At 66.0% G+C, this 25,554-nt stretch carries 21 protein-coding genes and 1 pseudogene; 13 read left to right on the top strand and 9 right to left on the bottom strand.

Annotation, left to right across the window (positions count from 1 at the left end; all coding sequences use genetic code 11):
- Positions 1–7 precede the first annotated feature (7 nt).
- From B9N75_RS04385 to B9N75_RS04400, 4 genes are all read right to left on the bottom strand, one after another.
- On the bottom strand, positions 8–2,326 hold the full coding sequence (locus tag B9N75_RS04385) for a TonB-dependent receptor (RefSeq protein WP_085217692.1): 2,319 nt from the start codon (positions 2,324–2,326) through the stop codon (positions 8–10).
- A gap of 104 nt (positions 2,327–2,430) precedes the next feature.
- Positions 2,431–2,916, bottom strand: a complete 486-nt coding sequence (locus B9N75_RS04390) for a hypothetical protein (RefSeq protein WP_085217693.1) — start codon at positions 2,914–2,916, stop codon at positions 2,431–2,433.
- A gap of 125 nt (positions 2,917–3,041) precedes the next feature.
- A complete protein-coding gene (locus B9N75_RS04395) occupies positions 3,042–4,295 on the bottom strand; it encodes an amidohydrolase family protein (protein ID WP_085217694.1) in 1,254 nt (417 codons plus the stop codon).
- A 16-nt stretch (positions 4,296–4,311) separates the two neighbouring features.
- The gene (locus tag B9N75_RS04400) at positions 4,312–5,607 is read right to left on the bottom strand and encodes an amidohydrolase family protein (RefSeq protein ID WP_085217695.1); all 1,296 of its coding nucleotides are present in this window, start codon (positions 5,605–5,607) and stop codon (positions 4,312–4,314) included.
- A 245-nt stretch (positions 5,608–5,852) separates the two neighbouring features.
- On the opposite strand from B9N75_RS04400, the gene B9N75_RS04405 reads away from it, so the two are divergent.
- A complete protein-coding gene (locus B9N75_RS04405) occupies positions 5,853–7,661 on the top strand; it encodes a DUF885 domain-containing protein (RefSeq protein ID WP_085217696.1) in 1,809 nt (602 codons plus the stop codon).
- On the opposite strand, the gene B9N75_RS04410 is transcribed toward B9N75_RS04405, so the two are convergent.
- Positions 7,645–8,142 carry a MarR family winged helix-turn-helix transcriptional regulator gene (locus B9N75_RS04410; protein WP_085217697.1) on the bottom strand — a complete coding sequence of 166 codons (498 nt, stop codon included), beginning with the start codon at positions 8,140–8,142 and terminating at the stop codon, positions 7,645–7,647. The genes B9N75_RS04405 and B9N75_RS04410 overlap by 17 nt on opposite strands.
- Before the next feature lie 106 nt (positions 8,143–8,248).
- Here B9N75_RS04410 and B9N75_RS04415 point away from each other — a divergent pair, with 106 nt between their 5' ends.
- Genes B9N75_RS04415 through B9N75_RS04435 form a run of 5 tightly spaced genes read left to right on the top strand, consistent with a single transcriptional unit; the run spans position 8,249 to position 14,339 of the window.
- On the top strand, positions 8,249–9,037 hold the full coding sequence (locus tag B9N75_RS04415; RefSeq protein ID WP_085217698.1) for a cyclase family protein: 789 nt from the start codon (positions 8,249–8,251) through the stop codon (positions 9,035–9,037).
- 7 nt (positions 9,038–9,044) lie between these two features.
- Positions 9,045–11,168 (top strand): ferredoxin family protein, encoded by a 2,124-nt coding sequence (locus B9N75_RS04420; protein ID WP_085217699.1) that lies wholly within the window; start codon positions 9,045–9,047, stop codon positions 11,166–11,168.
- Positions 11,168–12,634, top strand: a complete 1,467-nt coding sequence (locus B9N75_RS04425) for an indolepyruvate oxidoreductase subunit beta family protein (protein ID WP_085217700.1) — start codon at positions 11,168–11,170, stop codon at positions 12,632–12,634. The genes B9N75_RS04420 and B9N75_RS04425 overlap by 1 nt, the downstream gene beginning before the upstream one ends.
- Positions 12,631–12,885 (top strand): DUF3311 domain-containing protein, encoded by a 255-nt coding sequence (locus tag B9N75_RS04430; protein WP_085217701.1) that lies wholly within the window; start codon positions 12,631–12,633, stop codon positions 12,883–12,885. The genes B9N75_RS04425 and B9N75_RS04430 overlap by 4 nt, the downstream gene beginning before the upstream one ends.
- Positions 12,882–14,339 (top strand): sodium:solute symporter family protein, encoded by a 1,458-nt coding sequence (locus B9N75_RS04435; RefSeq protein WP_244552423.1) that lies wholly within the window; start codon positions 12,882–12,884, stop codon positions 14,337–14,339. The genes B9N75_RS04430 and B9N75_RS04435 overlap by 4 nt, the downstream gene beginning before the upstream one ends.
- On the opposite strand, the gene B9N75_RS04440 is transcribed toward B9N75_RS04435, so the two are convergent.
- Positions 14,340–15,263, bottom strand: coding sequence for a LysR family transcriptional regulator (locus B9N75_RS04440; protein WP_085217702.1), 924 nt, complete (start codon positions 15,261–15,263; stop codon positions 14,340–14,342).
- Between the two features lie 194 nt (positions 15,264–15,457).
- Between B9N75_RS04440 and B9N75_RS04445 the strand changes: the two genes are divergently transcribed.
- The 6 genes from B9N75_RS04445 (at position 15,458) to B9N75_RS04470 (ending at position 20,225) form a co-directional block, all read left to right on the top strand.
- On the top strand, positions 15,458–16,381 hold the full coding sequence (locus tag B9N75_RS04445) for a dihydrodipicolinate synthase family protein (RefSeq protein ID WP_244552424.1): 924 nt from the start codon (positions 15,458–15,460) through the stop codon (positions 16,379–16,381).
- A 6-nt stretch (positions 16,382–16,387) separates the two neighbouring features.
- The gene (locus B9N75_RS04450; protein ID WP_085217704.1) at positions 16,388–17,563 is read left to right on the top strand and encodes an NAD(P)/FAD-dependent oxidoreductase; all 1,176 of its coding nucleotides are present in this window, start codon (positions 16,388–16,390) and stop codon (positions 17,561–17,563) included.
- On the top strand, positions 17,560–17,838 hold the full coding sequence (locus B9N75_RS04455) for a (2Fe-2S)-binding protein (RefSeq protein ID WP_085217705.1): 279 nt from the start codon (positions 17,560–17,562) through the stop codon (positions 17,836–17,838). Before B9N75_RS04450 ends, B9N75_RS04455 begins: the two co-directional genes overlap by 4 nt.
- Positions 17,831–19,216 (top strand): FAD/NAD(P)-dependent oxidoreductase, encoded by a 1,386-nt coding sequence (locus B9N75_RS04460; RefSeq protein ID WP_085217706.1) that lies wholly within the window; start codon positions 17,831–17,833, stop codon positions 19,214–19,216. The genes B9N75_RS04455 and B9N75_RS04460 overlap by 8 nt, the downstream gene beginning before the upstream one ends.
- 86 nt (positions 19,217–19,302) lie before the next feature.
- Entirely contained in the window at positions 19,303–19,791 is a 489-nt protein-coding gene (locus tag B9N75_RS04465) for a VOC family protein (RefSeq protein ID WP_085217707.1), read from the top strand.
- 26 nt (positions 19,792–19,817) lie between these two features.
- Positions 19,818–20,225: a RidA family protein gene (locus tag B9N75_RS04470; protein WP_085217708.1), complete on the top strand. Its 408-nt coding sequence runs from the start codon at positions 19,818–19,820 to the stop codon at positions 20,223–20,225.
- Positions 20,226–20,660: 435 nt separating this feature from the next.
- On the opposite strand, the pseudogene B9N75_RS04475 reads toward B9N75_RS04470, so the two are convergent.
- The 3 genes and pseudogenes from B9N75_RS04475 to B9N75_RS04485 form a co-directional block, all read right to left on the bottom strand.
- Positions 20,661–20,849: pseudogene (locus B9N75_RS04475) on the bottom strand (carotenoid oxygenase family protein); the annotation flags it as partial.
- A gap of 321 nt (positions 20,850–21,170) precedes the next feature.
- Entirely contained in the window at positions 21,171–22,640 is a 1,470-nt protein-coding gene (locus tag B9N75_RS04480; RefSeq protein WP_085217709.1) for a carotenoid oxygenase family protein, read from the bottom strand.
- 52 nt (positions 22,641–22,692) lie between these two features.
- On the bottom strand, positions 22,693–24,960 hold the full coding sequence (locus B9N75_RS04485; protein WP_085217710.1) for a TonB-dependent receptor: 2,268 nt from the start codon (positions 24,958–24,960) through the stop codon (positions 22,693–22,695).
- Positions 24,961–25,139: 179 nt separating this feature from the next.
- Between B9N75_RS04485 and B9N75_RS04490 the strand changes: the two genes are divergently transcribed.
- Positions 25,140–25,544: a nuclear transport factor 2 family protein gene (locus B9N75_RS04490; protein ID WP_197685133.1), complete on the top strand. Its 405-nt coding sequence runs from the start codon at positions 25,140–25,142 to the stop codon at positions 25,542–25,544.
- Positions 25,545–25,554 lie beyond the last annotated feature (10 nt).

Raw genomic sequence — 25,554 nt, forward strand, 5'->3', positions numbered from 1 at the left:
CGTCGGCTTAGAACTTGTAGCCGAGGTTGACGCCGATCGTGCGGTAGGACGGTTCCACCTGCACCCCCGAGTAGAAGGCCTTTTCGTAGGTGTTGGCGAAGTAGTTCGCGTCGAACAGATTCTCGACATAGACCACCGCGCGGATCTTATCGTTCTCGACGCCAACGCGAAGATTCACATTGTGATAGCTTGGCGAGATGAACGGATATTCGTTGTAGCGGTAGGCGAGCGGGGTCGACAGCATCTTGTCGCGGAAGTTCCACTCGGCGCGGACAAAGCCGTCGAAATCGTTGGTCACCGGCACCGTGTACTGGGCCTGCGCACCGAGCGTCCAGCGCGGCGCGTTGACCAGCGTCCGGCCCGAAATGTCGATGACGATGCCGTCGATCAGCGCGTTGGGATAGCTGCCGAATTCGGACTTGTTGTAGCCCGCGTTCGCGCTGAGGCGCAGTTCGTCGGTGACGCGCAGATCGAAGCTGCCCTCGATGCCGTAGCTCTTGGCCGAGGCGGCGTTCTCGATGCCACTGACCGAGCGGAGCAGGCCGGTGACCGGATCGATGAACTGGAAGCGGACGGTCTGCTGGACGTCCTTCCAGTCCATGTAGAAGCCGGTGATGTCAACGCGCATCCGGCCGTCGAGCAGATCGAATTTGGTGCCGAGCTCGTAATTCCACAGCGTCTCCGGCTCGAACGAGTTCGGCAGGTTGACGTTGTTGGTGATCTGCGTGCCGCCCGACTTGAAGCCCTTCGAGGCGGTGGCGAAGAACAGCAGGCCCGGCTGCGGCTTGTAGCTCACCGTGAATTTGGGCGAAATGTCCTCGAAGTCCGCGGCGCGGTCATTGATGCCGGTCACGACATTGTTGGACCGCGTCTGCGACAGATTCTCGGTACGCTCATATGAATAGCGCAGGCCGAGCGTCGCCGAGAGCTGATCGGTGATGTTGTAGGTGCCCTGCGCGAACAATGCGAAGTAATTGGTCGAGCTATCGGAATCGAGGCCGGTGACCTCCAAGCCTTCGCAGCGGCCGCCAGTCGACGCCGGGCAAAGCGGGCTTTGCGCGCCGTGGAAAGTCGACTGGTCGGTCTTGCCGGTGTCCTTGCCGACCGAGGTGCCGATGCTCCAATCAATGACATTCTCCCCCTGCGACTGGAGACGGAGTTCGCCGCTGGTCGATTTGCGGTTCAGCACCAGGTCTTCGTAGAAGAAGTCCTTGCTGCCACCGTCGACGTCGCCGAAGTTAAACACGTCGGCGTTGAGATGGCCGAACACCGCGGTCAGCGCGGCGACGTCGAAATCCCAGACCGCCCGGGTACTGAAATAATCGAACTTGCTGCCGACGCGCTGCGGGCGATTGAAGTTCACCCGCGTGCGGTTCTCCGGATAGAAACCGACGCCGTCAGGATCGGCGATGTCGCCCGGTTGGTTGCCGTAATAGACCGCTCGCCAAGTCGCTGTGAGATAGCCGGTGGGCACGCCGTTGCGCATGCCGACACGCTCGTCGGATGCGCTGTAGGTGAAGTCCCAGGTGAGGTTCTCAAGCGGCGTGAAGCGCGCCTGGACGCGGCCGGTATAATAGCGGCTGTCGTTGCCGCCGCCGATCGGGTTGATGTTCTTGATGTAGCCGTCGGATTCTTCGTACTGGCCCGAGGCGCGGATCGCGAGAATGCCCGGCGCGACGGGTACGTTGAGCACGCCCTGCGCGCGCCACGTGTCGTAGCTCGAATAGCCTAGTTCGACCTCGCCTTCCCATTCGTCCACCGGCTTGTTGGTGATGACGTTGATCGCGCCGCCTACGGAGTTGCGGCCGAAATAGGTACCCTGCGGGCCGCGCAGAACCTCGATCCGCTCGAGATCGACGATCTGCGGGTTGCTGGTGCCGGCGGCGACGTTGAACTCGTCGATGTAGAAGGCGTAGCTGCCCTGCCGGACGTCCGACAGCGGGTTGAGCTGGTTGGAGATGCCGCGGATCGAAAGATCACGGCGATCGCGCGAACCGTTCGACTGGAAGCTGACGTTCGGCGTCAGCGCGAAATAATCCTCGACGCTCTGGACGTTCTGCGCCTTCAGCAGCTCGCTACCGATGGCGGTTATGGCGATCGGCACGTCCTGGATCGACTCCGTACGACGCTGCGCGGTGACGATGATCTCGTCGCCGAAGCCCGACGGCGCCCGCGGCGTCGCCGAAGGCTCGGCTGCCGCGGTCGGCTCTTCGGGCGGAACGTCCTGCGCCAGCGCTGGCGCCGCGAGCCCCGCCACGAGCGCGGCCACTGCCGCCTGCCCCGCAAACCGCGCCGCCTTGTTCCGAACCGCTCGTGCCGTCGTCATGTCAAACCCCCTCTTGCTGCCGGGAGCCTTTCGCTCGCCGACATCGATCTTTTGGAAATTCCCTCCGGTGCGCCGGTCGTTTGCCGGCTCGGCGCTTTACGCGATCATTCCTTCCAGCACTGCGGATCGAGCGTATCTTTCGCCGGATCCAGCGTGTGGCGGACGAGCACGATCGAAGCGATCTTGCCGTCGCGCAGCACCGCATGGCCCGCGGCGAGCGAGCAGCTCGTCTTACCGTCCCGCCGTGCGCGGATGACGTGATAATTGTAGATGAGGCCGTCCTTCTCGAAGACCTGCTTGAACGGCACGACGATCTCGACGTCGCCGCCGCCGGACTGGATCTTCTGGAAGTGCGTCGCCCACTGGTCGACACCGTCGATCACGGTGCGGCCTTCCAGCACAAGCGTCGCGTCGGGCGTGAAATGCTTCGAGAAATTCTCGGCGGTGTAGGCGCCCGGCGTCTTGAACGCCTGGTTCCACCAGATGAACATCTTGGACAGCGCGTCGGTCGCCGGCATTTCCGCCGCGGCCGGAGCTGCGCCGCCGATCGCAAGCGCCGCGGCACACGCAAGAATGGCGAATGGCTTCATGACCCCTTACCCCTTCTGTGGTTCGCGGGGCTCTCGCGGCCACCGTCTTGTTCACACTGTCCGTCAGTATCAGTGTTGTTGCAACGGCATTGCAAAGCGATGTTCGTTGCGTATGGCGCAAACTATTACGGCGCGTCGTTGCGGACGATTTCGCCGCCCTTCATCACGAAGCTGATCGTGCGCAGGGCGCGGATGTCGGCGGCAGGATCAGCATCGACCGCGACGATATCGGCGAGATAGCCTGGCTTCAGCGCGCCCACTTCCTTGTCGACGCCGAGCATGCGCGCCGGCTCGATCGTCGCGGCGCGCAGCGCTTGCAGCGAAGTCATCCCCGCTTTTTGATAAAGCTCTGCCTCGCGCACCGTGGCGTTGGTGCCTTCGTTGGGCTCATACGGATACTGGTCCGATCCCAGCGCGATGTTCACGCCCGCCGCGATCGCCGCCTTCAGCGTTTCCCAATGCACTTTGCCCACCGAGGCCTGACGCGCGAGATACCAGTCGGGCGATCCGATCTTGCGGTAGAATTCCAGCGCGCCCTTCTGGCTGACGACGATCGTCGGGATGTACCAGGTGCCCTTCGCCTTCATCTTCTTCAAAAGCTCGGGCGTGAAGAAATAGCCGTGCTCGAAGGCGTCGATGCCCTGCTCCAGCGCATATTCGGACGCCTGCGGCGATCCGGTATGGCCGGTCACCTTGACGCCGTTGCGATGCGCGACCTCGATCGCGGTCTTCATCTCCTCGTCGGTGAAGGGCGAGGCGGCGATCGCGCCGCGCTCGTCGGAGATGCCGCCCGAGATGCCGAGCTTGATCCACGTGGCGCCGCGCTTGATCTGCTCGCGCACCGCCTTGGCCATCGCATAGGGCCCGTCCGCCTCCAGCTTGCCGTGGCCGCCGGTCGGCACGATCGACTCTCCGGCGGTGTGCCATCGCGGCCCCTGGAAGCGGCCGCTGTCGATCGCCGACTTCACCGAGAATTCGATGCCGCCGTCCTCGCCGGTCGAGCGGATGGTGGTCACGCCGGCGTGCAGCGACTTCTTCGCATTTTCCAGCATGCGGAGCGCCTTGGCTTCCGGCTTCTCGTTATAGATGCGCGCCGAGCCCGGCAGGTTGAGCGCCAGGTGGACGTGCATGTTCATGAGGCCGGGCGCGAGCCACTTGCCCTGCATCGGCACCACCGTCGCGCCCGCCGGAACCGGGGTCGAAGCGGCCGGGCCGATCGCGGTGATCTTGCCGCCTTCGACCAGCACCACCGCATCGCGCACCGGCGCCTTGCCGTCGAGATCGACGACATTGCCGCCGACGAGCGCGGTGACCTGCGCCGCGGCGGGATGCGCGGCAACGAGGGCGGCGGCGAGCGCCGCGCTTGCGAAACGCTTCATGGCAGTTTCCTTGAAATCACTGCGCGACGAGCGCGGGATCGGAGTCGTCGCGATAGACGGTGCCACCCTTCATCACGAAGGAGATGCCACGCAGCGCCGCGATGTCGGCGGTGGGATCGGCGGCGACGGCGACGATGTCGGCATATTGGCCGGGCTTGATGCGGCCGACATCCTTGTCGAGCCCCAGCATCTTCGCGGGCTGGATGGTCGCCGCCTGCAGCGCCTGCAGCGGCGTCATTCCCGCCTTCACGTACAGCTCGGCTTCGGCGACCGTGGCGGTGGTGCCGCCATTCGGCTCGAACGGGAATTGATCGGTGCCGAGCGCGATGTTCACGCCCATACGGATCGCGTTCTGCAGCATCGCCCAATGATCCTTGCCGGTCGATGCGACGCGGTCGAGATACCAGTCGGGCGATCCGATCTTCCTGTAGAATTCATAGGCGCCGGGCTGGCTGACGACGATCGTCGGCACCAGCCACACACCCTTCGCCTTCATCTCCTTCAAGATGTCCTGATCGAGATGATAGCCGTGCTCGAAACAGTCGATGCCATATTTGAGTGCCTGCTTCGCCGCTTCGGTCGATCCATTGTGCGCGGTGACCTTGACGCCGTTTCGGTGCGCGACCTCGATCAGCGTCGACAGCTCCGCATCGGTCATCGGCGCGGCGGAGATGCTGCCGTGGGTGTCGGAAATGCCGCCCGAGATCGCGATCTTGATCCAGCTCGCGCCGCGCTTGATCTGGGTGCGCGCCGCCTTGGAGAATTCCGCCGGCCCGTCGGCTTCCAGGAAGCCGTGACCGCCGGTCGGCACGATCAGCTCGCCCGCGCTTTCGATCCGCGGGCCGTCGGTCTGGCCCGCCTCGATCGCGCGCTTCAGCGCAAAGTCGTTGCCGTGATCTTCGGCGGTGAGGCGCACGGTGGTGACGCCGGCGAGCAGCGAGCGGCGGGCATTGTCCGCCATGCGCAGCGCCTGCTCCGCGTCGGTCTCGTTGACGAGCGCATTGCCCGCGGCGCCCGGCAGCTTGAGCCCGAAATGGACGTGCATGTTCATGAGGCCGGGGACCAGCCACTTGCCCTGCATGGGCACGACCTTGGCGCCGGCAGGAACGGTGATCGATGAAGACGGGCCGACCTGCGCGATGCGATCTCCTTCGATCAGCACGGTGGCGTCGCGGATCGGCGCGCCGCCGTCGATCGCGACGACATTGCCGCCGACGAGCGCGGTCACCAGCTTGGCGGGCGCCTGCGCCGCGACAGGCGCGGCGACGAGCGACGCGGCAGCGGCGATGGCGGCGATTGTCTTGAAGATCATGGTGTGGCCCCTCTTGTTGCCCGGCAGATTGCGGGATCGATGCGCGATCGCACAATGCGCCGCGCGACCCTAGTTCATTGCAGTGAGCGCAACATGCCGCGATTTGCGTTTCGCACAAAGCAAGGAAGAGCGCGCTTTCCGGGCGCGACCGGTCGTCCCGCCCAGTGGCGCGGGGCGATGGCCGCCTCTTGCATTCCCGCCGCCCCGACGCAGGAATGCGGCATCGGCAAACGAAGGGGATGGTAATGCGGCACGGCATTTCGAGGCGGAGCGCGGTGGCGCTGCTCATGGCCGGGGCGGCGCTGCCCTTCGCTCCGGCGCTGGCGCAGGGTGGTCCCGATGCACGGCTGCGTGCTCTGCTGGAAGAGAGCGAAGCGGCTGACGCGCGGCTTGATCCACTTGGCGCCGTGCGCAAGGGCGATGCCGCCGCCGAGCCGTTCGTCGATCCGCTCGGCGATGCCTATGCCCGCGCGCTGGAGGCGAACAAGCGGCGCGAGCTTGCTGCGTTGAAGGCGATCAACCGCAACGCGCTGAGCGCCGTCGACCGCATTGCCTATGACGTGTTCGACTATCGTACTCGTCAGACGCTCGAATTGTTCGACGACGGCCTCTTCGAGGTCCAGCGCAAGGCCAATCTCAACCCCTCCTTCGGGCTGCAGGTCGAGTTTCCCGACTTCGTTTCCAGCGGCGCGGCGCCCTTCGCCACCGTCGCCGATTACGAGGCCGGGCTCGTGCGCCTCGATGGCTTCGCCGGCTATCTGACCAACGCGATCGGCCAGCTCAAGGCCGGGCGCGCGGCGGGCTACGTCCAGCCGCGCATCGTCGTCGAGAATGTGCTCGCGCAAGTCGATGCGATGCTCAAGCTGCCGGTGGAGGAGAGCCCCTTCTACGCCGCGATCAAGCGGATGCCCGAGGGCATTGCTGCCGCGGACCGGACGCGGTTGACCGCCGCCTATCGCCAGGCGATCGAAACCAAGGTCTATCCTGGCTACCGCCTGTGGCAGACCTATTTGCGCGACGATTATCTCCCCGCCACGTCGGCGGCGCCCGGTCGCTGGGCGATGAAGGATGGTGGCAAGCTCTATGCATGGGAGCTCAAGCGCCACACCACGACGACCCGCTCCGCCGACGACATCCACACGCTCGGCCTCGCCGAAGTGAAGCGCATCCGCGCCGGCATGGAGGCGGTTCGCAAGCAGGTCGGCTTCCAGGGCGACCTCAAGGCCTTCTTCGAGCATGTCCGAACCGATCCCAAATATTATTATACCAAGCCCGAGGATCTGATCGCGCGGTTCGAGGCGATCGAGGCGAAGATCTGGCCGGCGATCCCCAAGCTGTTCCACGAGCGGCCGAAGGCGCCGTTCGAGGTGCGCCCGCTCCCCGCGCTCGGCGATCAGCGCGGCACCGGCTATTACCGCCCCGGCCCGCCCGACGGCGTCTCGCCCGGCATCCTCTTCTTCAACATGTCGATGCTGAACACGCGGCCGATCCCGACGCTGGAGACGCTGACGCTGCACGAGGGCATCCCCGGCCACCATTTCCAGATCACCCTGGCGCGCGAGAACGAGGCGCTGCCGCCGCTGCTGCGCTACGGATCGTCGACGGCCTATTCGGAAGGCTGGGGGCTTTACGCGGAATCTCTGGGCCGCGAACTCGGCATGTTCGGCGATCCGATGCAGCTCTTCGGCCACCTCGACATGGAGATGCTGCGCGCGGTGCGGCTGGTGGTCGATACCGGGCTCCACGCCAAGAAGTGGGAGCGGCAGCAGGCGATCGATTACATGCTCGACAATACGTCGATGGCGCCGCGCGACGTCGCGGTCGAGATCGATCGCTACATCGCCTATCCGGGCCAGGCCTGCGCCTACAAGATCGGCGAGCTGAAGTTCCGCGAGCTGCGCGAACGCTCGGCCAAGGCGCTTGGGAAGCGCTTCGACGTGCGCGATTACCACCATCAGGCGCTCGGCACCGGTGCGCTGCCGATGGCGGTGCTGGACGCGAAGATCGACGGCTGGATCAAGGCCGGCGGCGGCGGGTTCACTCCGGCGCGTTGATCGCGTCGAGATTGGCCTGCAGCTTGCCGATCAGCGCGAGCAGCCGATCGAACTCGCGCGCCGAAAAGCCGCGGATCAGCTTGGCGTAGACCGGCGCCGTCACCTGCCGCGCCGCGGCGAGCTGCTCGCGCCCAGCAGAGGCTAGCCGGACGTCGGTGACGCGCGCGTCGTCCGGATTGGCGGCGGTGACGACGAGCCCGCCCTTCTCCATTCGCTCGACAATGCGCATCATCGTGGAAAGATTGATCACCGCGCTGTCGGCGATGCGGCCGATGCTGCGCGGCTCCGCTTCGCCCAGGATCATCAGCACCCGCCAGGTCGGAACGTCCACGCCGATCCGCCGCAGCCGCGCTTCGATGATCCGGTTGTAGCGGCTTGCCGCGCGATTGAGCAGGTAGAAGGGGTATTTGTCGAGATGGAAGAGCGCGGTGCCGGGATCGCCCAGCCGGCGGCTGTCCATCATCGGTTCGCCTTCACTCATCACCCGCCCCCGTTGTCACGCAGGCAACGATATAATAGTTGCATATGCAAGTGAATATGCCAGTCTTTCGATCAACCGGCGCGAGTCCGGGCACAAGGAGATCCGCATGACCAGCCAAGCCAGCCAGACCCTGCAATCGCTCGCTCAAGGCATTGCCGGCGGGTCGATCCGCACCGTCGATCTGACGCAGACGCTGTCGCCCGACACGCCGACGCTCGTCCTGCCGCCCGAGTTCGGCCAATGCTCGCCGTTCAAGGTCGAGGAGATCAGCCGCTACGACGAGCGCGGCGTTGCCTGGTATTGGAACAATTTCACCGTCAGCGAGCATACCGGCACGCATTTCGACGCGCCGGTCCACTGGGTGACGGGCAAGGATCTCGACAACAATTGCGTCGACACCGCGCCGCCCGCCGACTTCGTCGCGCCCGCGGTGGTGATCGACGTATCCAAGCAATGCGCTGCCGATCCCGACTATCTGCTGACGGTTGCGGACATCGAAGCGTGGGAGGCGGAGCATGGCCGCATCCCGCCGCGTCACTGGGTGCTGCTGCGCACGGATTGGTCGAAGCGGTCGGTCGAGGATTACGTCAACCGCCGCGACGACGGCGCGCATACACCGGGGCCGTCGACCGAGGCGGTGAAGTTTCTGGTCGACGAGCGCGACGCGCACGGCTTCGGCGTCGAGACGATCGGCACCGATGCTGGCCAGGCGCATCTGCTGAAGCCGGCCTATCCCGCGCACACGCTGTTTCACGCGGCGGGACGGTACGGCCTCCAGTGCCTTGAGAATCTGGACAAGCTGCCGCCGACGGGCGCAGTGATCGTCGCCGCGCCGCTCAAGATCCAGGGCGGATCGGGCAGCCCGCTCCGCGTCCTCGCGCTCGTCGCCGACTGACGCACGGATGGCCGAGCGGTCCTTCAAGAAAGAGGTCGAGCGCCTGCGCCTCGGCGCGGGCGAGACCTTCGAGGGCGAAGGCATTCTCGCCGTCACCAAGGGACTGCTCGAAGCCGGCGTCGCTTATGTCGGCGGCTATCAGGGATCGCCGATCAGCCATTTGATGGACGTCTTTGCCGACGCCGATCCGCTGCTGAAGGAACTCGGCGTCCACTTCGAGGCGAGCGCGAGCGAGGCGACGGCTGCGGCGATGCTCGCGGCGTCGGTCAACTATCCGCTGCGCGGCGCGGTCGCGTGGAAATCGGTGGTCGGCACCAACGTCGCATCGGACGCGCTGTCCAACGTCGCATCGGGCGGTGTCACGGGCGGCGCGCTGATCATCGTCGGCGAGGATTATGGCGAAGGCTCCTCGATCATGCAGGAGCGCACCCACGCCTTCGCGATGAAATCGCAGATGTGGCTGCTCGATCCGCGGCCGAACCTTCGCAGCATCGTCGACATGGTGGCGAAGGGGTTCGAGCTTTCCGAAGCCTCGAACACGCCGGTGATGCTGGAGCTGCGCGTGCGTGCCTGCCACGTCACCGGCCGCTTTACCGCCAAGGACAATGTGCCGCCGCTGATGACGGTCGCCGACGCGGCCAACCGGCCGACGCGCGATACCGAGCGGATCGTGCTGCCGCCCGCCAATTTTCTCCACGAGGTCGAGAAGATCGAGAAGCGCTGGCCGGCGGCGGTGGATTTCGTGGCGCGCGAGAGGCTCAACGAACGGTTCGGGCCGGCGGAGGGCGATGTCGGCATCATCGTCCAGGGTGGCCTGTTCAACACGCTGAACCGCGCGCTCGAGCTGGTCGGCCTGTCGGATATCGAGGGCAACGCCAGGCTCCCCATCTATTGCCTCAACGTCACCTATCCGCTGGTGCCCGACGAGGTCGCCGATTTCTGCCGCGGCAAATCGGCGGTGCTGATCGTCGAGGAAGGCCAGCCCGAATTCATCGAGCATGAGCTCAACACCCTGCTCCGCCGCGCCGACCTGCAGACGCGCATCGTCGGCAAGGACGTGCTGCCGCGCGCCGGCGAATATTCGGGCGCGGTTCTGCGCGACGGCGTCGCCAAATTCCTCCGCGCCTGGGCGCCCACGATCGCGCCGCCCGAAGAGTCCGCAACGCCGCCCGCCGTCACGCCCAAGGACGTGCCGCAGCGCCCCGCCGGCTTCTGCACCGGCTGCCCCGAGCGGCCGATCTTCACCGCGATGAAGCTGGTCGAGCGCGAGCTGGGGCCGAGCCACGTCTCCGCCGACATCGGCTGCCACCTCTTCTCGATCCTGCCGCCCTTCCACATCGGCAACACGACGATGGGCTATGGCCTGGGCTCCGCAGGCGCCTCCGCCTTCCGCCCCGAAGGCAAGCGCGCGATCGCGGTGATGGGCGACGGCGGCTTCTGGCACAACGGCCTCACCTCCGGCATCGGCAACGCGGTCTTCAACAAGGACGACACCGTCACCCTGATCGTCGACAACGGCTATTCGGCGGCGACCGGCGGGCAGGACATCCTCTCTTCGCGCGCAACCAATCCGGTGCGCGCGACCAACCACCCCATCGCCCGCGCGGTGCGCGGCGTCGGCGCGGATTGGGTGCGGACGATCGACCGCACCTATGATGTGAAGGCGATGCGCGACACGCTGAAGGAAGCACTGACCGCGAAGGAAAAGGGCCCCAAGGTCATCGTCGCTTCGTCCGAGTGCATGCTCAACCGCCAGCGCCGCGAGAAGCCGGCGAAGGCGAAAGCGATCAAGGCTGGGCGCCGCGTCGTGCGTGATCGGTTCGGGGTCGATCCAGACACCTGCACCGGCGATCATAGCTGCATCCGCCTTTCGGGATGCCCCTCGCTGACGATCAAACCCAATCCCGATCCGCTGCGCCGCGACCCGATCGCGCACGTCGACAATAGCTGCGTCGGCTGCGGCCTTTGCGGCGAGGCGAGCCACGCGGCGGTGCTCTGCCCGAGCTTCTACCGCGCACGGATCGTTACCAACCCCGATCGCTGGGATCGCATCAAGCAACGCGTGCGCGGCGCGCTGATCGGCTGGATGCAGCGGCGGATGGACGCCGCCCGTGCGGCGCGCGCCTTCTGATGGAGCGGCGGCGGATCACCATCGCGATCCTGGCGCTCGGCGGCCAGGGCGGAGGCGTTCTTGCCGACTGGATATTGGCGCTGGCCGAGGCGAAAGGCTGGCGCGCGCAGGGCACATCGGTGCCGGGCGTCGCGCAGCGCACCGGATCGACCATCTATTATATCGAGTTGGTGCCCGACGATGCGGCCGCCGATCCCGTGCTGGCGCTGATGCCGGTGCCGGGCGATGTCGACATTGTCATCGCCTCCGAATTGATGGAAGCGGGCCGCGCGATCCTGCGCGGTTTCGTGACGCGCGACCAGACGACGCTGATCGGCTCCACGCACCGCATCTTCGCGATCGCAGAGAAATCGGCGATGGCCGACGGCCGTGCTTCCAGCGAACGCATCCTCGCTGCCTGCGGCGAGCGGGCCAAGCGCTTCATCGGCTTCGACATGGACGCGGAGGCCGCGCGTGCGGGTAGCGTAATCAGCTCGATCATGTTCGGCGCGCTGGCGGGGAGCGGCGCGCTGCCGTTCGCACGCGCAGATTATGAGCAAGCGATTCGCGCGGGCGGCATCGCGATCGACGCGAACTTGCGCGGTTTTTCCGCGGGGCTTGCTGCTGCGAAAACGTCCGAGGCGGCGCTTCCCGGCGAGGCCGTGGCGCCGCCGCCGCGACCGACGACGGCGGCAGGCCGCGCGTTGGCGGATCGGGTCACCGCGTTGCCGCAGGACGCACAGCCCAATGCGCTTCACGGCGCCGCACGGCTGACCGATTATCAGGACGCCGATTATGCCGGCCTCTATCTCGACCGGCTGACCCTCGTGGCAGGCTTCGGCGATCCACTGCTGACGACGGAGACGGCGCGGCATCTGGCGCTCTGGATGAGCTACGAGGACACGATCCGCGTCGCCGATCTCAAGATCCGCGCAAGCCGCTTCGCGCGCGTACGCGATGAGGTGCGCGTCAGCGACGATCAGGTCGTCGCCGTTACCGAATTCATGCACCCGCGCCTCCGCGAAGTGTGCGAGACGCTGCCCGCAGCCCTCGGTCGCGCGATCCTCCACAGCCCGCGGCTGACCCGCATCCTCGAGCCGCTGTTCCGCAAGGGGCGGCATGTCGAAACAACCAGCTTGCGCTGGTTCCTCATGCTGCGCATCCTCGCCGGCATGCGCCGCTTCCGACGCGCGAGCCTGCGTTATGCCGAGGAGCAAGCGCGGATCGAGGCTTGGCTGGGCGCGATCCGCGATGCCGCCGCGCGCGACACCGCGCTCGCCACCGAGATCGCGCGGACGCAAGGGCTGGTCAAAGGCTATGGCGACACGTTCGAGCGCGGCCTGAAGAATTTCGAGATCGTGATGGCCGCGGCGCCGGCGTTGGACGCCGATGCCGTCGCGCGGTTGCGCGCCGCGGCGCTGGCCGACGATCAAGGGACGACACTGGCCGCGGCGATCGCCGGCGGCGAACGAAGGGCAATGGCATGAGTGAAGACGCGCGCCCGCGCAGCCTGATGCACCGATGGCTGCTGGTCATTCCCTTCCTGTGGCAGGTCGGGATGGTTCCCTTCGTCAACGATGTCGCCTGGCGGCCCTTCTCGCTGCCATTCCCGATGGTCTGGCAGATGGCGGGGATCATCGTCACCTCGATCGTGATCGCCATCGTCTTCCTGATCGACAAGAAGCAGGAGCCCGCCGATCGCGATGAAGCGGCCGGCACCGCGGGCGACCTCCATTGACCGTCATCGTCCTGACCCTCGCCATCGTCCTCGGCACGATGGCCGGCGCGATGCTCTACGGCCACCGCAAGACGCGCGCGCAGAGCATGACCGAATGGGCGGTCGGCGGACGGCGCTTCGGCGTCATCATCTTCTGGTTTCTGAACGCGGGCGAAATCTACACCACTTTCGCGGTGCTCGGCATCTCGGGCTTCGCCTGGGCCTATGGCGCGCCCGCTTATCTCGCCTTCACCTCGGTCTCGCTGTCGGCGACGATCGGCTATTGGCTGATGCCGCGCATCTGGGAAGCCGGGCGCAAGCACGATCTCGTCACCCAAGCCGATTTCTTCGCGCATCACTACAAGGCGACGTGGCTGGGCGTGGTCGTCGGCGTGTCGGGCATCGCCGCGCTCATCGTCTATGTGCAGATCCAGATCGTTGCCTTGAGCCTGATCGTCCGCCTGACGCTCGGGCCGGAAGTGTCGCCGACGCTCGCCGCGATCATCGCCGCTGCGGTCATGCTCGCCTTCGTCTATGTCGCAGGCCTTCGCTCCGCCGCCTTCGCCGCGGCGGTGAAGGACGTGCTGATGGTGCTGATCGTCGTCGGCCTCTGCACCACCGTCGCCTCCAAGGTCGGCGCCTCGTCGATGCTCGACGTCTACCGGCTCGCGCAGGACACGCATCCCGGCATCGGCAGCTTCCCGGGGATGAAGCCCGAGGCAGGCCTCTCGACCGTCTGGCTGATGACCGCGGCGCTCAACGTCGCGCTCGGCAACTGGATATTGCCGCACCTCTTCCAGCTCTGCTTCGCCGCGGGGAGCCGTACGACGATCCGCCGCAACGCGATCTGGCAGCCGATCTATTCGCTGTCCTACTTCTTCATCATCCTGCTGGGTTTCGGCGCGCTGCTCGCCGGGACGCAGCCCGAGGGCGGCGACACCAATGCGGTGCTGCTGCAATTCGTCTCCGACAGCTATCCCGCCTGGGCGGTCGGCCTGTTCGCAGGCACCGCATGCCTGCTGGCGCTGGTGCCCGGATCGGTGCTGCTGCTGACCGCGGGATCGATCTTCAGCCGCAACGTCGTGCTGCCGTTCCGCCCCGGCCTGTCGGAGCGAGCGACCCTGCTCATCTCGCGCGCGTCGATGATCGTCTTCGCAGGCATCGCGGTGTGGCTGACGCTCGGCGGATCACGATCGCTCGTCGAGATCGGCCTTTCCGCCTACGCCGCGATCGGCATGCTCGCGCCGGGCGTGTTCCTTGCCTTCCTGTGGCCGAAAGCCAATGCTCCGGGCATCTTCGCCGGGATCGTCGCGGGCTATGTCGCGCTGCTGCTGCCCCAGGCGCAGGAACTGTGGAACACGATCCTCCCCGAATGGGATCACGGCCTCGTCGCGATGGGCGTCGATGCGATCGTCGCGGTCGTCGCCTGCCTTCTGTTCGGGATGCGCAAGCCCGCGGTGCCCGCTGCGGCGTGATCAGGCGGCTTCGGCCATCTGATCGCTTTCCGTCCACGTCTTGAGCTTCGCTTCGAGGATGCCGAGCAGCCGCGCCGGCGCGCCATCGAGCTGGCGGCCGAGCCGGTGGATGAGGCTGATCGTCGTATGCTCGAGCGCCGCCTCGTGGATCGGCCGCGCGACCAGCGTCCCCTGCTCGATCTCGGACAGCACCGAGATGCGGGGCAGCACCGTCACAACGCGGCCGGCCTTGGCGACGTCCCGCATCATCTGCAGTGAGGTGGTCACCAGCTTGGGCGAAAGCCAGGTCTGCGCCTGCTTTTCCGCATCGTTGAGGATCGTGCGAATGCGAAAGCCCTTGGGCGGCAGGCAAAGCTCGTAGCCAGCAAGGTCGGCCAGCGTCAGCACATCGCGCGAGGCGACGGGATGCGTCGGCGCGCAGATCACCATCAGCGGCTGCGCCACCGAGGCGCGCGTGCGGATCTTGGGCTCGCTGGTGGTGTGGAGGATCATGCCGATGTGCGCTTCGTCCTCAAGCACCATGCGGACGAGATCGGCGGTCGTGCCGCCCGTCACCGTCACCGAGATGCCCGGATTGCGACGCTGGAAGCTGTCGATGATCTGGGTGAACGAGCCGCCGAGAAAGCCCTCGCCTACCGCCAGGTCGATCCGCCCGGTGCGCACCTCGCGCAGCTCCTGGAGCTGGTTCATCAGCGCTTCGCGGTCGGCGAGCTGGCCGCGATGATAGTCGAATGCCAGCTTGCCCGCCTCGGTCAGCCGGATCGAGCGCCGCCCGCGCTCGATGAGCGCGACGCCCATGTCGGCCTCCAGCTGTGCGATCTGGCGGCTGATCGACGAGACGGCGACGCCGATCTTGTCGCTCGCGAGCCGCATCGACCCCAGGTTCGCGGCCTCATAGAAATAGTGCAGGGCATTGTCCCACATCGCGCGCTCCGCTGACTTTCTGTCTCCCCGGCGCACCCCGCGCCCCCTTCCCGGATCGATGCTGCGCGATGTTTGCAGATTACGCAATGAGATTCGTCTTTTGTTGCCCTTGCCGCTCGGCCCGGATCGTCGCAACACTTGCGTCCACACCGGCGAGCGCCGCGGCGCATCGTCCTCGGAGGGGGTTCAAGCGTTTGACGAACAAGCGATCGCGCATCGATTGGCGCGGCTATATTCCGGCCATCACCACTCCGTTCGACGCCGATCGCGCGCTGGATCTGAAGGCGCTCGGCACCCTGCTCGAATGGCTTCACGGCGAGGGCATGCACGGCCTCGTCATCGCCGGGACCACGGGTGAATGGCCGAGCCTCTCGGCGGACGATCGCAAGCGGCTCTTCTCCGCCGTCGGCGATCAGCTCGGCGGCAAGCTTCCGCTGCTCGCGGGCTGCACGGCCTTCACCGCCGCCGAAGTCTTGGACTTCGCGCGCCACGCCGCGGACAGCCGGATGGACGGCATCCTGGTCACCCCACCTCCCTATTTCCGGCCGAGCGCAGACGAGATCGTCGGCTTCTATTCCGACATTTCCGCCGAAACGCCGCTGCCGATCTGCGTCTACAACTGGCCGCCGGGCACCGGCATCGACATGCCACTGGAGCTGCTCAAGCGGATCGCCGAACTGGAGAATGTCGTTGCGATCAAGCAATCGACCGGCGAGCTCCGCCGCTTCGTCGAGACCTTCTTCGCCCTGAACGATCAGGTCCGCATCTTCGGCCATGCGATGGACGAGCACGGCATAGCGCTGCTCGAGTCGCGCGGCGGCGACGGCACGATGGGCGCGGGCGCGGTGCTCGGCCGGACGCACCCCGATTTCTACAACCACCTGTGGGCCGGCGACATCGACGCGGCGCGCGAATGCGGCCGGCGTGATCGCGTCATTCTCGACGAATGGTACACGCCCGAGCTGGTCGGCCGTTTCGGCTCCGGCCCCGCGATCCTCAAGGCCGCGCTCAATGCGCAGGGCCTACCCGGCGGGCACGTCCGCCCGCCGCTGCGCGACGTCACCGCGCAGGACGCTGCGCGAATCCGGGAGACATTGGTCGCGCTGCAGCGCATCTAGGGTGCCATGAAACGAAGCGACGTGCTGGTCATCGGCGGCGGGCTGATCGGCTGCGCCACCGCATGGCGGCTCGCCGCGGCGGGCGCGCGGGTGACGCTGATCGAGGCCGGCGACATCAATGCCGGCGCGTCTGGCCAGAATGCGGGATCGCTGCATTTCCAGATCGAGCGGCGCTTCATCGAACATGGCGATGCGCTGGCCGACCAGGCGGCGCGGATCGTCGTGCTCAACCGCCTTGCAGTTGACGATTGGCGCGGGATCGAGGCGGAGCTCGGCGCCGACCTGCATGTCGCGATGAACGGCGGGCTGATGGTCGCCGAGACGCCGGCCGATGTCGCATTGCTGGAAGCCAAGGCGCGACGCGAAGCGGCCGAAGGGCTCGACAGCCGCCTGATCGATGGTGACGAAGCGCGCCGCATCGCGCCCTATCTCGCCCCCCACATTCTCGCCGCCTGCCATGCCCCCGACGAAGGCCATGCCAATCCGCGCGCGCTGACGCCCGCGCTCGTCGCAGCCGCCCGGCAGTCGGGCGCCGAAATCGTGACGCACGCCCCCGTGCGCAGCATCGATAAGGCCGCGTCCGGCTTCACCGTGCGCACGGAAGCGGAAAGCTATGCCGCCGACCGCATCCTCGTCGCGTGCGGCGTGTGGACGCAGCACGTTTGCGCGCTCGCCAATCTGCACATGCCGCTGTTTCCTGTTGCGCTATTGATGAACGCGACCGAGCGCACCGCGCCGGCAGTTCCGCACCTCATCCAGCATGCCGGGCGGCGGCTGTCGATGAAGCAGGCGCACGCCGGCAACATCCTGATCGGCGGCGGCTGGCCGTCGCGGATGCGCCAGCGGGCGGAAGGCGGGTTCGATCTTTCGGCGCGTCCAGAGATCCTCGAGGCCTCGCTCGCCGGCAACCTCCGCGCGGCGATCGACACGGTGCCGATGGTGGCACGGCTCAACCTCATCCGGAGTTGGACGGGGATGACCGCCGTCAGCGCCGACCAGCTACCCATCGCCGGCGAAGTGCCGCGGCTCCCCGGCTTCTACGTCGCGGGCGGCGGATCGGCCTTCACCCTCGGCCTCACCATCGCGCGGCTGCTCGCCGAGGCGATGACGGGCGGGCGCGCCGAACCGCTCGACATCCTGTCGCCCGCGCGGTTCGAGCATCTGAACGGGTTCATGGGATGAGCGGCGCGCGGATCGAGAAGGGCGTGCAACGCGGTGCCGAGGTGACGCTCACCATCGACGGCGTCGCGATGACCGCGTTCGAGGGCGAGACGATCGCCGCGGCGATGCTCGCCGCCGGTCGCGATCGCTTCCGCGACGACGGGGGTCCACGCGGCATGTTCTGCAACATGGGCACCTGCGGCGAATGTATGGTGACCCTCGCGCCCGACGGCCGGCGCGTGCGCGCGTGCGTGACCGCGGTGCAAGGCGGCATGCAGGTCGTGACGGATGGCTGAGGCCTATGATCTCGTCATCGTCGGCGGCGGGCCGGCCGGGCAGGCCGCCGCGCTGGCGCTCGACGGATCGGGCGTCCGCATCGCGGTCGTCGATGAGCAGCCGCGCCCCGGCGGCCAGATCCTCCGCCGGCCGCCCGCGGCCTTCCGGGTCCGCGACTGGCTGCAAGGCCACGAATATGGTCCGCTGAAGAAACAGCTCGCCGCCTTCGAGGCGCTGCGCAACGTCGAATGGCTGGGCGGCCGCTCGGTGCTGGGCTTGGCGCGCGAGGACGGCGGGTTCGCGCTCAGCCTGTCCGGTCCGGAGGGCGCCTCGCGCCTCACCGCTCCGCGCGTGCTGATCGCCGCCGGCTGCCAGGATCTCGCCGTCCCGGTTCCCGGCTGGACGCTGCCCGGCGTCTATACCGCGGGCGGGCTCCAGACCTTGCTCAAGAGCCAGCAGATTGTGCCGGGTGAGCGGATTCTGCTCGCCGGGACGCACCCGTTGCAGCTCGTCATTGCCGAGCAGATCGTCGCGGCAGGCGGCACACTGGCGGCGGTGCTTTTCGCCCAGCCGCGAGCCGTGATGCTCCGCACTTCGCTCGCACACCCTGGCGCCGCGCTTGCCCACCCGCGCAACCTCCTCGCCGCCGCGCATGCGGAACGCGCGCTGCGCCGTGCCGGGGTTCCGCTCCTGTATGGACACTCGCTCGATGCGATCACCGGGGAAGGCCGCGTGGGAGCGGTGACGACCGATACGCAAACCATCGCCTGCGACAGCGTGGGGCTTTGCTACGGCTTCGTCCCGCAATCGGCGCTGCCGCGCATGGCTGGTGCGCGCATGCGGCCCGCCGGTCGCGCCGGGGGCTGGGCCGCGGAGCATGATTATTGGATGCGCTCCAGCGTGCCAGGCTTGTGGGTCGCGGGCGAGACGACCGGCGTCGCCGGCGCGCCCGCAGCGATGGCGGCGGGACGCATCGCCGGTATCGGCATCGCGCGCGACAGTGGTACGATCGACGCACAGACCGCCGAGCGCGGCGCAGCGTCCGCCCGGCGCGACCATGCGAAACGCCTCGGCTTCGCACGGCTGCTCGATGCGGTCGCCGACCCCCGTGGCTATTGGCCCGCTGCCGATACCAACCTCATCGCCTGCCGCTGCGAGAATGTGACGTTTGGGGCGATCGACGCCGCCATCGCCGACGGCGGCACCGCCAACGCCGTGAAGCTCGCCACCCGCTGCGGCATGGGCCCGTGCCAGGGGCGCAATTGCGAACCGACTTTGCTGCGTCGGCTTGCGGATGCAGGCCGCCCCGAAGATCCCGGCTTCGCGCAGCGATTCCCCGCACGTCCGGTCCCGATCGGCGATCTCGCCGCGCCGCCCGGCGGATTGCCCATTGGCTGATTGCACAAGCGGCAACGATCTTTTCGATGCTGCCCGTTGCCCTCCGCTCACCCCGCCGACACACTTTGCGCCAAAGGAGAGCCCCGATGTCCGCCGCCCCCGAGAAGCCCGCATTCCTCGCCGTCGATCACATCTCGTGGACGGTGCCTGATCTGGAGGAAGCGCTCGGCTTCTATTGCGGTGTGATCGGTGCGGAAGAGCTGTTCCGCATGGGCCCGCTCGATGCCGCGGACATGCCCGCCGAGGCCGACGGCCGCGACTGGATGGAGGCGCATGTTGGCGTGAAGGGCGCGAAGCTGACGCTCGCCATGCTCAAGCTCACCGACAATATGAACTTCCAGCTCGTCCAGTATGACAAGCCCGACGATCGCCGCCAGGAGCTGCCGCGCAATTGCGATCGCGGCGGCCATCATCTCGGCCTCAAGGTCGACGACGTCGATAAGGCGATCGCCTATCTCACAGCGCACGGCTGCACCGCGCTGGAGACGATCCACATCTCCGAAGGCCCGCTGGCCGGCAAGAAGAACGTCTACATGCTCGATCCCTTCGGGCATCAGCTCGAGATCGTCGACTGACCTAAATAGCCAATACGGAGGCGCACATGGCCAACAGCAAGATCAACCCCGCCGGCCTGTACGACGCCGTCGGCTACGGCTTTTCGCACGCTGCGGTGCAGGAAGGCGGGCGGACGCTCCACCTCGCTGGGCAGGTGGCGTGGGACAAGGATTGCAACGTCGTCGGCGGCGGCGACCTCGCTGCGCAGACCCGCCAGGCGCTCGCCAATCTCAAAGCGGTGCTCGCCGAAGCCGGCGCGACCCCGGCGGACATCGTGCGGCTGCGCACCTATGTCGTCGATCACAATCCCGAAAAGCTCGGTCCCGTGCTCGGCGAGATCGGCGCATTCTATGACGGCGGCACCCCCGCCCCCAACACCTTCATCGGCGTCGCCGCGCTAGCCCTCCCCTATTTCCTCGTCGAGATCGAGGCGACCGCGGCGCTGGAGGCTTGATTGGATTGCTAAGCGTGGCCTAATTTGGCCGCGGGAGCGACGCCGATGATCGACGCCAGAAGGGGCTGCGCGATATTTCTCTTTATATGCGCGATGCTCGGAATGTGTGCCTGGATATTAGATGACACACCACCCTTTAGTCATGTTTCGTACATCATAACAGTTTTTGTATATATCGCCGGCATGATAACATGTGTTTACTACATAGCTAGATCGCCGGATAAACATCCCCTTCGAATAATATCGGGATGTCTTTTCGCATCAACATTGAGCATAATGATTTTTAAGGACGTTACTAATTTACACCTGCTTTTAAACGCAGCGATCTGCTTATTAGGCTCATTGATGATACTTAGGCGACAACAAGTGGGCCATCGTGATGGCGGCTTTTGAACTATCCGGTGCCAATTCCCGGTATTGCCGTTGGTGATCGGATCAAGTCTGCTGGATAAAGCCCCGATCCGCCCACACCGAATGCGTGCCGCTGCTGATCTTGTGGGGTAGGGCGATGCGGCAGACGGGGCCGTCGGAGAAGCGCCTGGCATCGATCAGGATGCATTCCGACGTACCCCGGTTTTCATCGGTGATGAAGCTGACGAGATAGCCGTCGTCCTCTTCGCTCGCGCCGGTTGCGGGGTGGCTGCCTAGGGGTGAATTGACCTACAGCGTAGAGATAGGCTGAGCTTCATCCAAATTTCTTCTGGTTGCGCTGCAACCGCATTTCAGCCGGTTTGATAGATCAGAGTAGGATGAAAAATGCAGATATTGCGCGTCCTTCTTACATTACTGGCCGTCGCCGTAACAGCCTTGTCATATCATATATACAATAATTTCTATAGCGGTAAGTTATCCTACCTTCTGATTTTAGGGCTTGCTACTGTCATATCGGTTATAATCGTAGGCCTTATCAGACATCTTAATAAGATTTGACTTGCAGATACAATCTCAAAAATCGCTAAACGTTGCCCGATCCGCCCACACGGAATGCGTACCACTGCTGATCTTGTGGGGCAGGGCGATGCGGCAGACGGGGCCGTCGGAGAAGCGTCTGGCGTCGATCAGGATGCATTCCGACGTGCCCTTGTTCTCGTCGATGACGAAGCTGACGAGATAGCCGTCGTCCTCTTCGCGCCCGCCGGTGCGCGGGGCGAAGGGGGCTTCGCTGGCGTAGCGGCCATCCTCCAGCCGCAGTTCCTCCGCGGTGCCGGTTTCCAGATCGTGTTTTACGAAGCCGTTGAACAGGAACCAGCCGGGCCGCGAGGTCACCGAATAGGCATAGCGATAGGGCCGGCCGGCGAAGCGCTGGTTGATCATGCCGAACTCGACGATCCGGTCGTCCAGCCGCTCCTCGCGCGTGGAGCCGTCCTTCAGGTTGAAGCGCCAGCGGTGGAGGCGGCTCTTGAAGCTGTGCATGTCGAGCAGACCCATCAGATGCTCGTGCCCTTCGACCCCGCCTTCGGCCAGCGGCGGCGGGGTCGGATCTTCCTGGAAATAGCCGTCGAGGACGATCTCGTCGCCGTCCTCATAGGCGTTGTTGAAGTGGAGGACGTAGCAGGGATCGGCCTCGAACCAGCGCACCTCGTCGCTCCGGCCGTAGCGCGGCAGGATGGCGAAGCGCGACTTGACGTCCGGGTGCAGCCGCACCGCGTGGATGCCGCGCTTGAGCAGCCCCTCGTCCCAGAAGACCGGGAAGTCGTTGAGGATCGAGAAATTCTCGGTGAACGCCATGTCGTGCGGCAGCCGCGGGCCGGGGAGCGGCACCGGCACATAATGTTTCAGCCGCCCGTCCGCGCCGACGACGCCATAATGCATGTAGGGCGCGTGCTTGGAATAGTTGAAGAACAAGAGTTCGCCGGTGCGCTCGTCGACCTTGGGGTGCGCCGAGACACCGTCGATCGGCGCCCAAGGTGCGACGCCCAAGTCCTCCAGCGTCTCGGGATCGAGCGCATAGGCTTCGCCGCACTGATAGAAGGTGGCGAGCAGCTTGCCGGCGTGGACGACGACATCGGTGCTGGCATTGTCCTTGAGCGAGCCATGCGCGCCGTAGCCCGGGCGCAGCGAGGTGCCCGGCGGATCGGCGAGCCCGCCCCATAGCGAGCGGCCCGCGGTCTGCTCGGCGACGAAGCAGCGGGTGCGGACGAAACGGTTGCGGTAACTCGCCCGTCCGCCCGAGAAACTGATCTGGTGGATCATTGCATCGCCGTCGAACGGATGGTGCCGGCCGAGCGGATTGTGCACCTGATTCTCGGTGTTGCGGATGTAGACGCCGTCGATGTCGTCGGGGATCGTGCCCTCGATCACCTCCAGATCCTCCGCATCGACCTCCTCGTGCAGCGGCGTCCAGGCCCCCGAGAGATAGGGATGGTTGGAGCCGCCGAAGTCGGAGACGATGGGAGGCAGGCGGGTGATCTTCATGCGTATGCGGTCCTCTCGGCCGGAGCGCCCGGCAAGGCGCGCCGGCGACTGGCTAGAATTTCGACGCGAACCGTACGCCGTAGGTTCGCGGCGGCCCGTAGAGCGACGATTCGTCGCCCAGGAACGGGATCACGCTGACGCGATACAGCTTGTTGGTGAGGTTCTTGCCGTAGAGCGTTACCGACCAGCGATCCTCGGAATCGCCGAAGCCGATCCGTGCATCGAGCAGGCCGTAGCCCGGCTCGAAATTGGTATTGTCCGGGCCGTAGAAGAAATTGTCCTGATAGGTGTAATCGACATGCGCCTTGATGGCGTAATTCTCGCCCACCTCGACGCGGTAATCGGCGCCGACGGTGTACTGATAATCGGGCGTGCGCAGCAGCTGGTTGCCGGTGAAGTTCAGATTGCGCGCGCGGTCGATATATTCCTTATACTTGGCGTCGAGCACCGATCCGGACGCGAACAGCGACAGGCCTTCGGTGACGACGAGCTGCGTCTCAAGCTCGATGCCTTGGATCTTCGCATCGGCCGCGTTGGCGACGACGGTGGTCAGCCGGACGTCGTCGAGCTGCTCGACCTGCAGATCCTTGAAGTCGAGCCGGAAGGCGGCGACGTTGAGGCGTAGGCGCCGGTCGAACAGGTCGCTCTTGACGCCGACCTCATAGTTCCACGCCGTCTCGGGATCGTAGGCGAGCGAGGCGGCCGCCGCGTTGGCGGTCGCGCTCTGCCAGCCGCCGCCCTTGAAGCCCTTCGCGGCCGAGGCATAGACGAGCACATTGTCGGTCGCCCGCCATTCCAGCGCCACCTTGGGCGTGAACTCCTTCCACGTCTTGCGGACGGAGATGTTATACGGCGCCTGCAGCGGCGCGGGCGACAGGATGTCGCCGGGCAGGCCGAAACTCAGAACCTCGGCGCGGGCGTCCATCGTCTTCTTGTCGACCGTGTAGCGGCCGCCGACCGACACGGTGAGATTTTCGAGGATGTCGAACTCCGCCTCGCCGAACACGGCATAATTCTGCGCGACGCCGTTCTGCGTAAAGACATTGTCGCCATCGAGGCTGTCGCGCGTGCTGCCCGGGCCGCCGGGCAGGAACGACGTCGCGGTATTCTGCGAGCTGCGGTCGGTCTCTTCGCGCAGGTAATAGAGGCCGCCCAGCCAGCGGAAGCGCTGCGCCTGATCGGAGGCGAGGCGCAGCTCCTGCGTCAGTCCCTGATATTCCTCGCGCTGGGTGAGCACCGAATCGGTGAACGACGGCGGCGACCCCGCGCCCGCCTGCGCGAAGCGCTGGCGCGCATCGCCGTGGCGGAGCGCGGCGAGATAGGTGAGCGTCATGCCGCCGAAATCATAATCCGCCCGGCCGGTGATGCCGTAGGTGCCGCGGCGGTTGTACTGGAAATAGGGCGTCTCGGTGGTGCGCGGATCGTCCGAGATGAGGTTGGGCGTGATCGGGCCGAAGCCGGGCCGCGTCGGATCGTCGACCGCATGGCGCGACTGGCCGCCGCCGCGATCCTTGCTGCCGTCGAAGATCAGCGAGAGCGTCAGATTCTCGGTCGGCTCGGCGATCAGCGAGAAGCGGCCGGCGAAGGATTTGAGATCCTCCAGCTCCTGCCCGTTGACGATATTCTTGGCATAGCCGTCATGCGCATTCTGGTAGAGCGCCAGGCGCGCGGCGATGCCCTCGCCGATCTGGCCCGAGACATGGCCCTCGGACGCGATCGCGCCGTAATTGCCGACCGATATCTGCGCGCCGGCCGACGGCTCGTAGGTCGGCCGCGCGGTGATCAGGCTGACCGCGCCTCCGACCACGTTCTTGCCGAAGATCGTGCCCTGCGGCCCGCGCAGCACCTCGACGCGCTCGAGATCGAAGATCGGCGGCGATGCGGCGCCGCGGCGGCCGATATAGACTTCGTTGACGAACAGGCCGATCGACGGATCGGCGGTGGCGCTGGTGAGGCGCACCGAGCCGACGCCGCGGATGAACGCCTCCTGCTCGATCAGCCCCTGCGTCTGGAAGGTGAAGCTCGGCGTGCGGCCCGCGATCTGGGAGAGATCGGTGATCTGTGCCTCGCGCAGCGCATCACCGCTGAACGCGGTGACGGCGATCGGCACGTCCTGCAGGCTCTCCTCGCGCTTGCGCGCCGTGACGACGATGTCCTGAAGCCCGCCGGGCGCGGTGCGTGCTTCGGCTTCGGTCTGTGTGCTTGGTTCCTGCGGATCGTTGGGAACCTGAGCGTAAACTGCGCTGCCGCTAGAGAGAGCGGCGACGCTGGCGGTGAGAAGCGCGGCTTTGACGACCCGCGCGGAAGACTGAAAACCCATCTGATGGCTCCCCTTCGGACAATCCTCGCGCACGGCGGCTCTTCCGGCCACTCGGTCGCATTGTGCAAGCGCCTCAAACTCGCGCCAACGTCACTAGCTTGTCAAGACTTACCGGTTGACAGCGCTTCGTCCGCACTGCCATCCTACTTGCATAAACAGACCAAACCGGGAGAGCAATCGTGTCGGACGCCGAGAAGATCGCGCTGGTCGAAGCCCAGATCGCCGCGTGGAACCGCAAGGACTGGGAGGCGGCTGCGGCGATGTTCGCCGAGGATGCGATTCTTCACTCGGTCATGGTCGAGCCGATCCACGGCCGCGACGCGATCCACCAGCGCATTTCGGGCCTCGGCGCGGGCGCGAGCGAGATCAACCTGCAGATCAAGAATATCGGCGTGGTCAACGGCAAGGTGTTCGCCGAGCGCGTCGACGGGTTCGTCTATCAGGGCAAGACGGGCGCCGTGCCGGTCGTCGGCGTGCTCGATATCGACGACGGCAAGATCAAGGTCTGGACCGAATATTACGATCGCAATCAGCTCCTGAGCGAAATGGGGCTGACCAAGGATTTCGACCACGAAACCCGCTGAGGCGGCAGCG

The organism is Allosphingosinicella indica (assembly GCF_900177405.1).
In the GTDB taxonomy this organism is placed as follows: domain Bacteria; phylum Pseudomonadota; class Alphaproteobacteria; order Sphingomonadales; family Sphingomonadaceae; genus Allosphingosinicella; species Allosphingosinicella indica.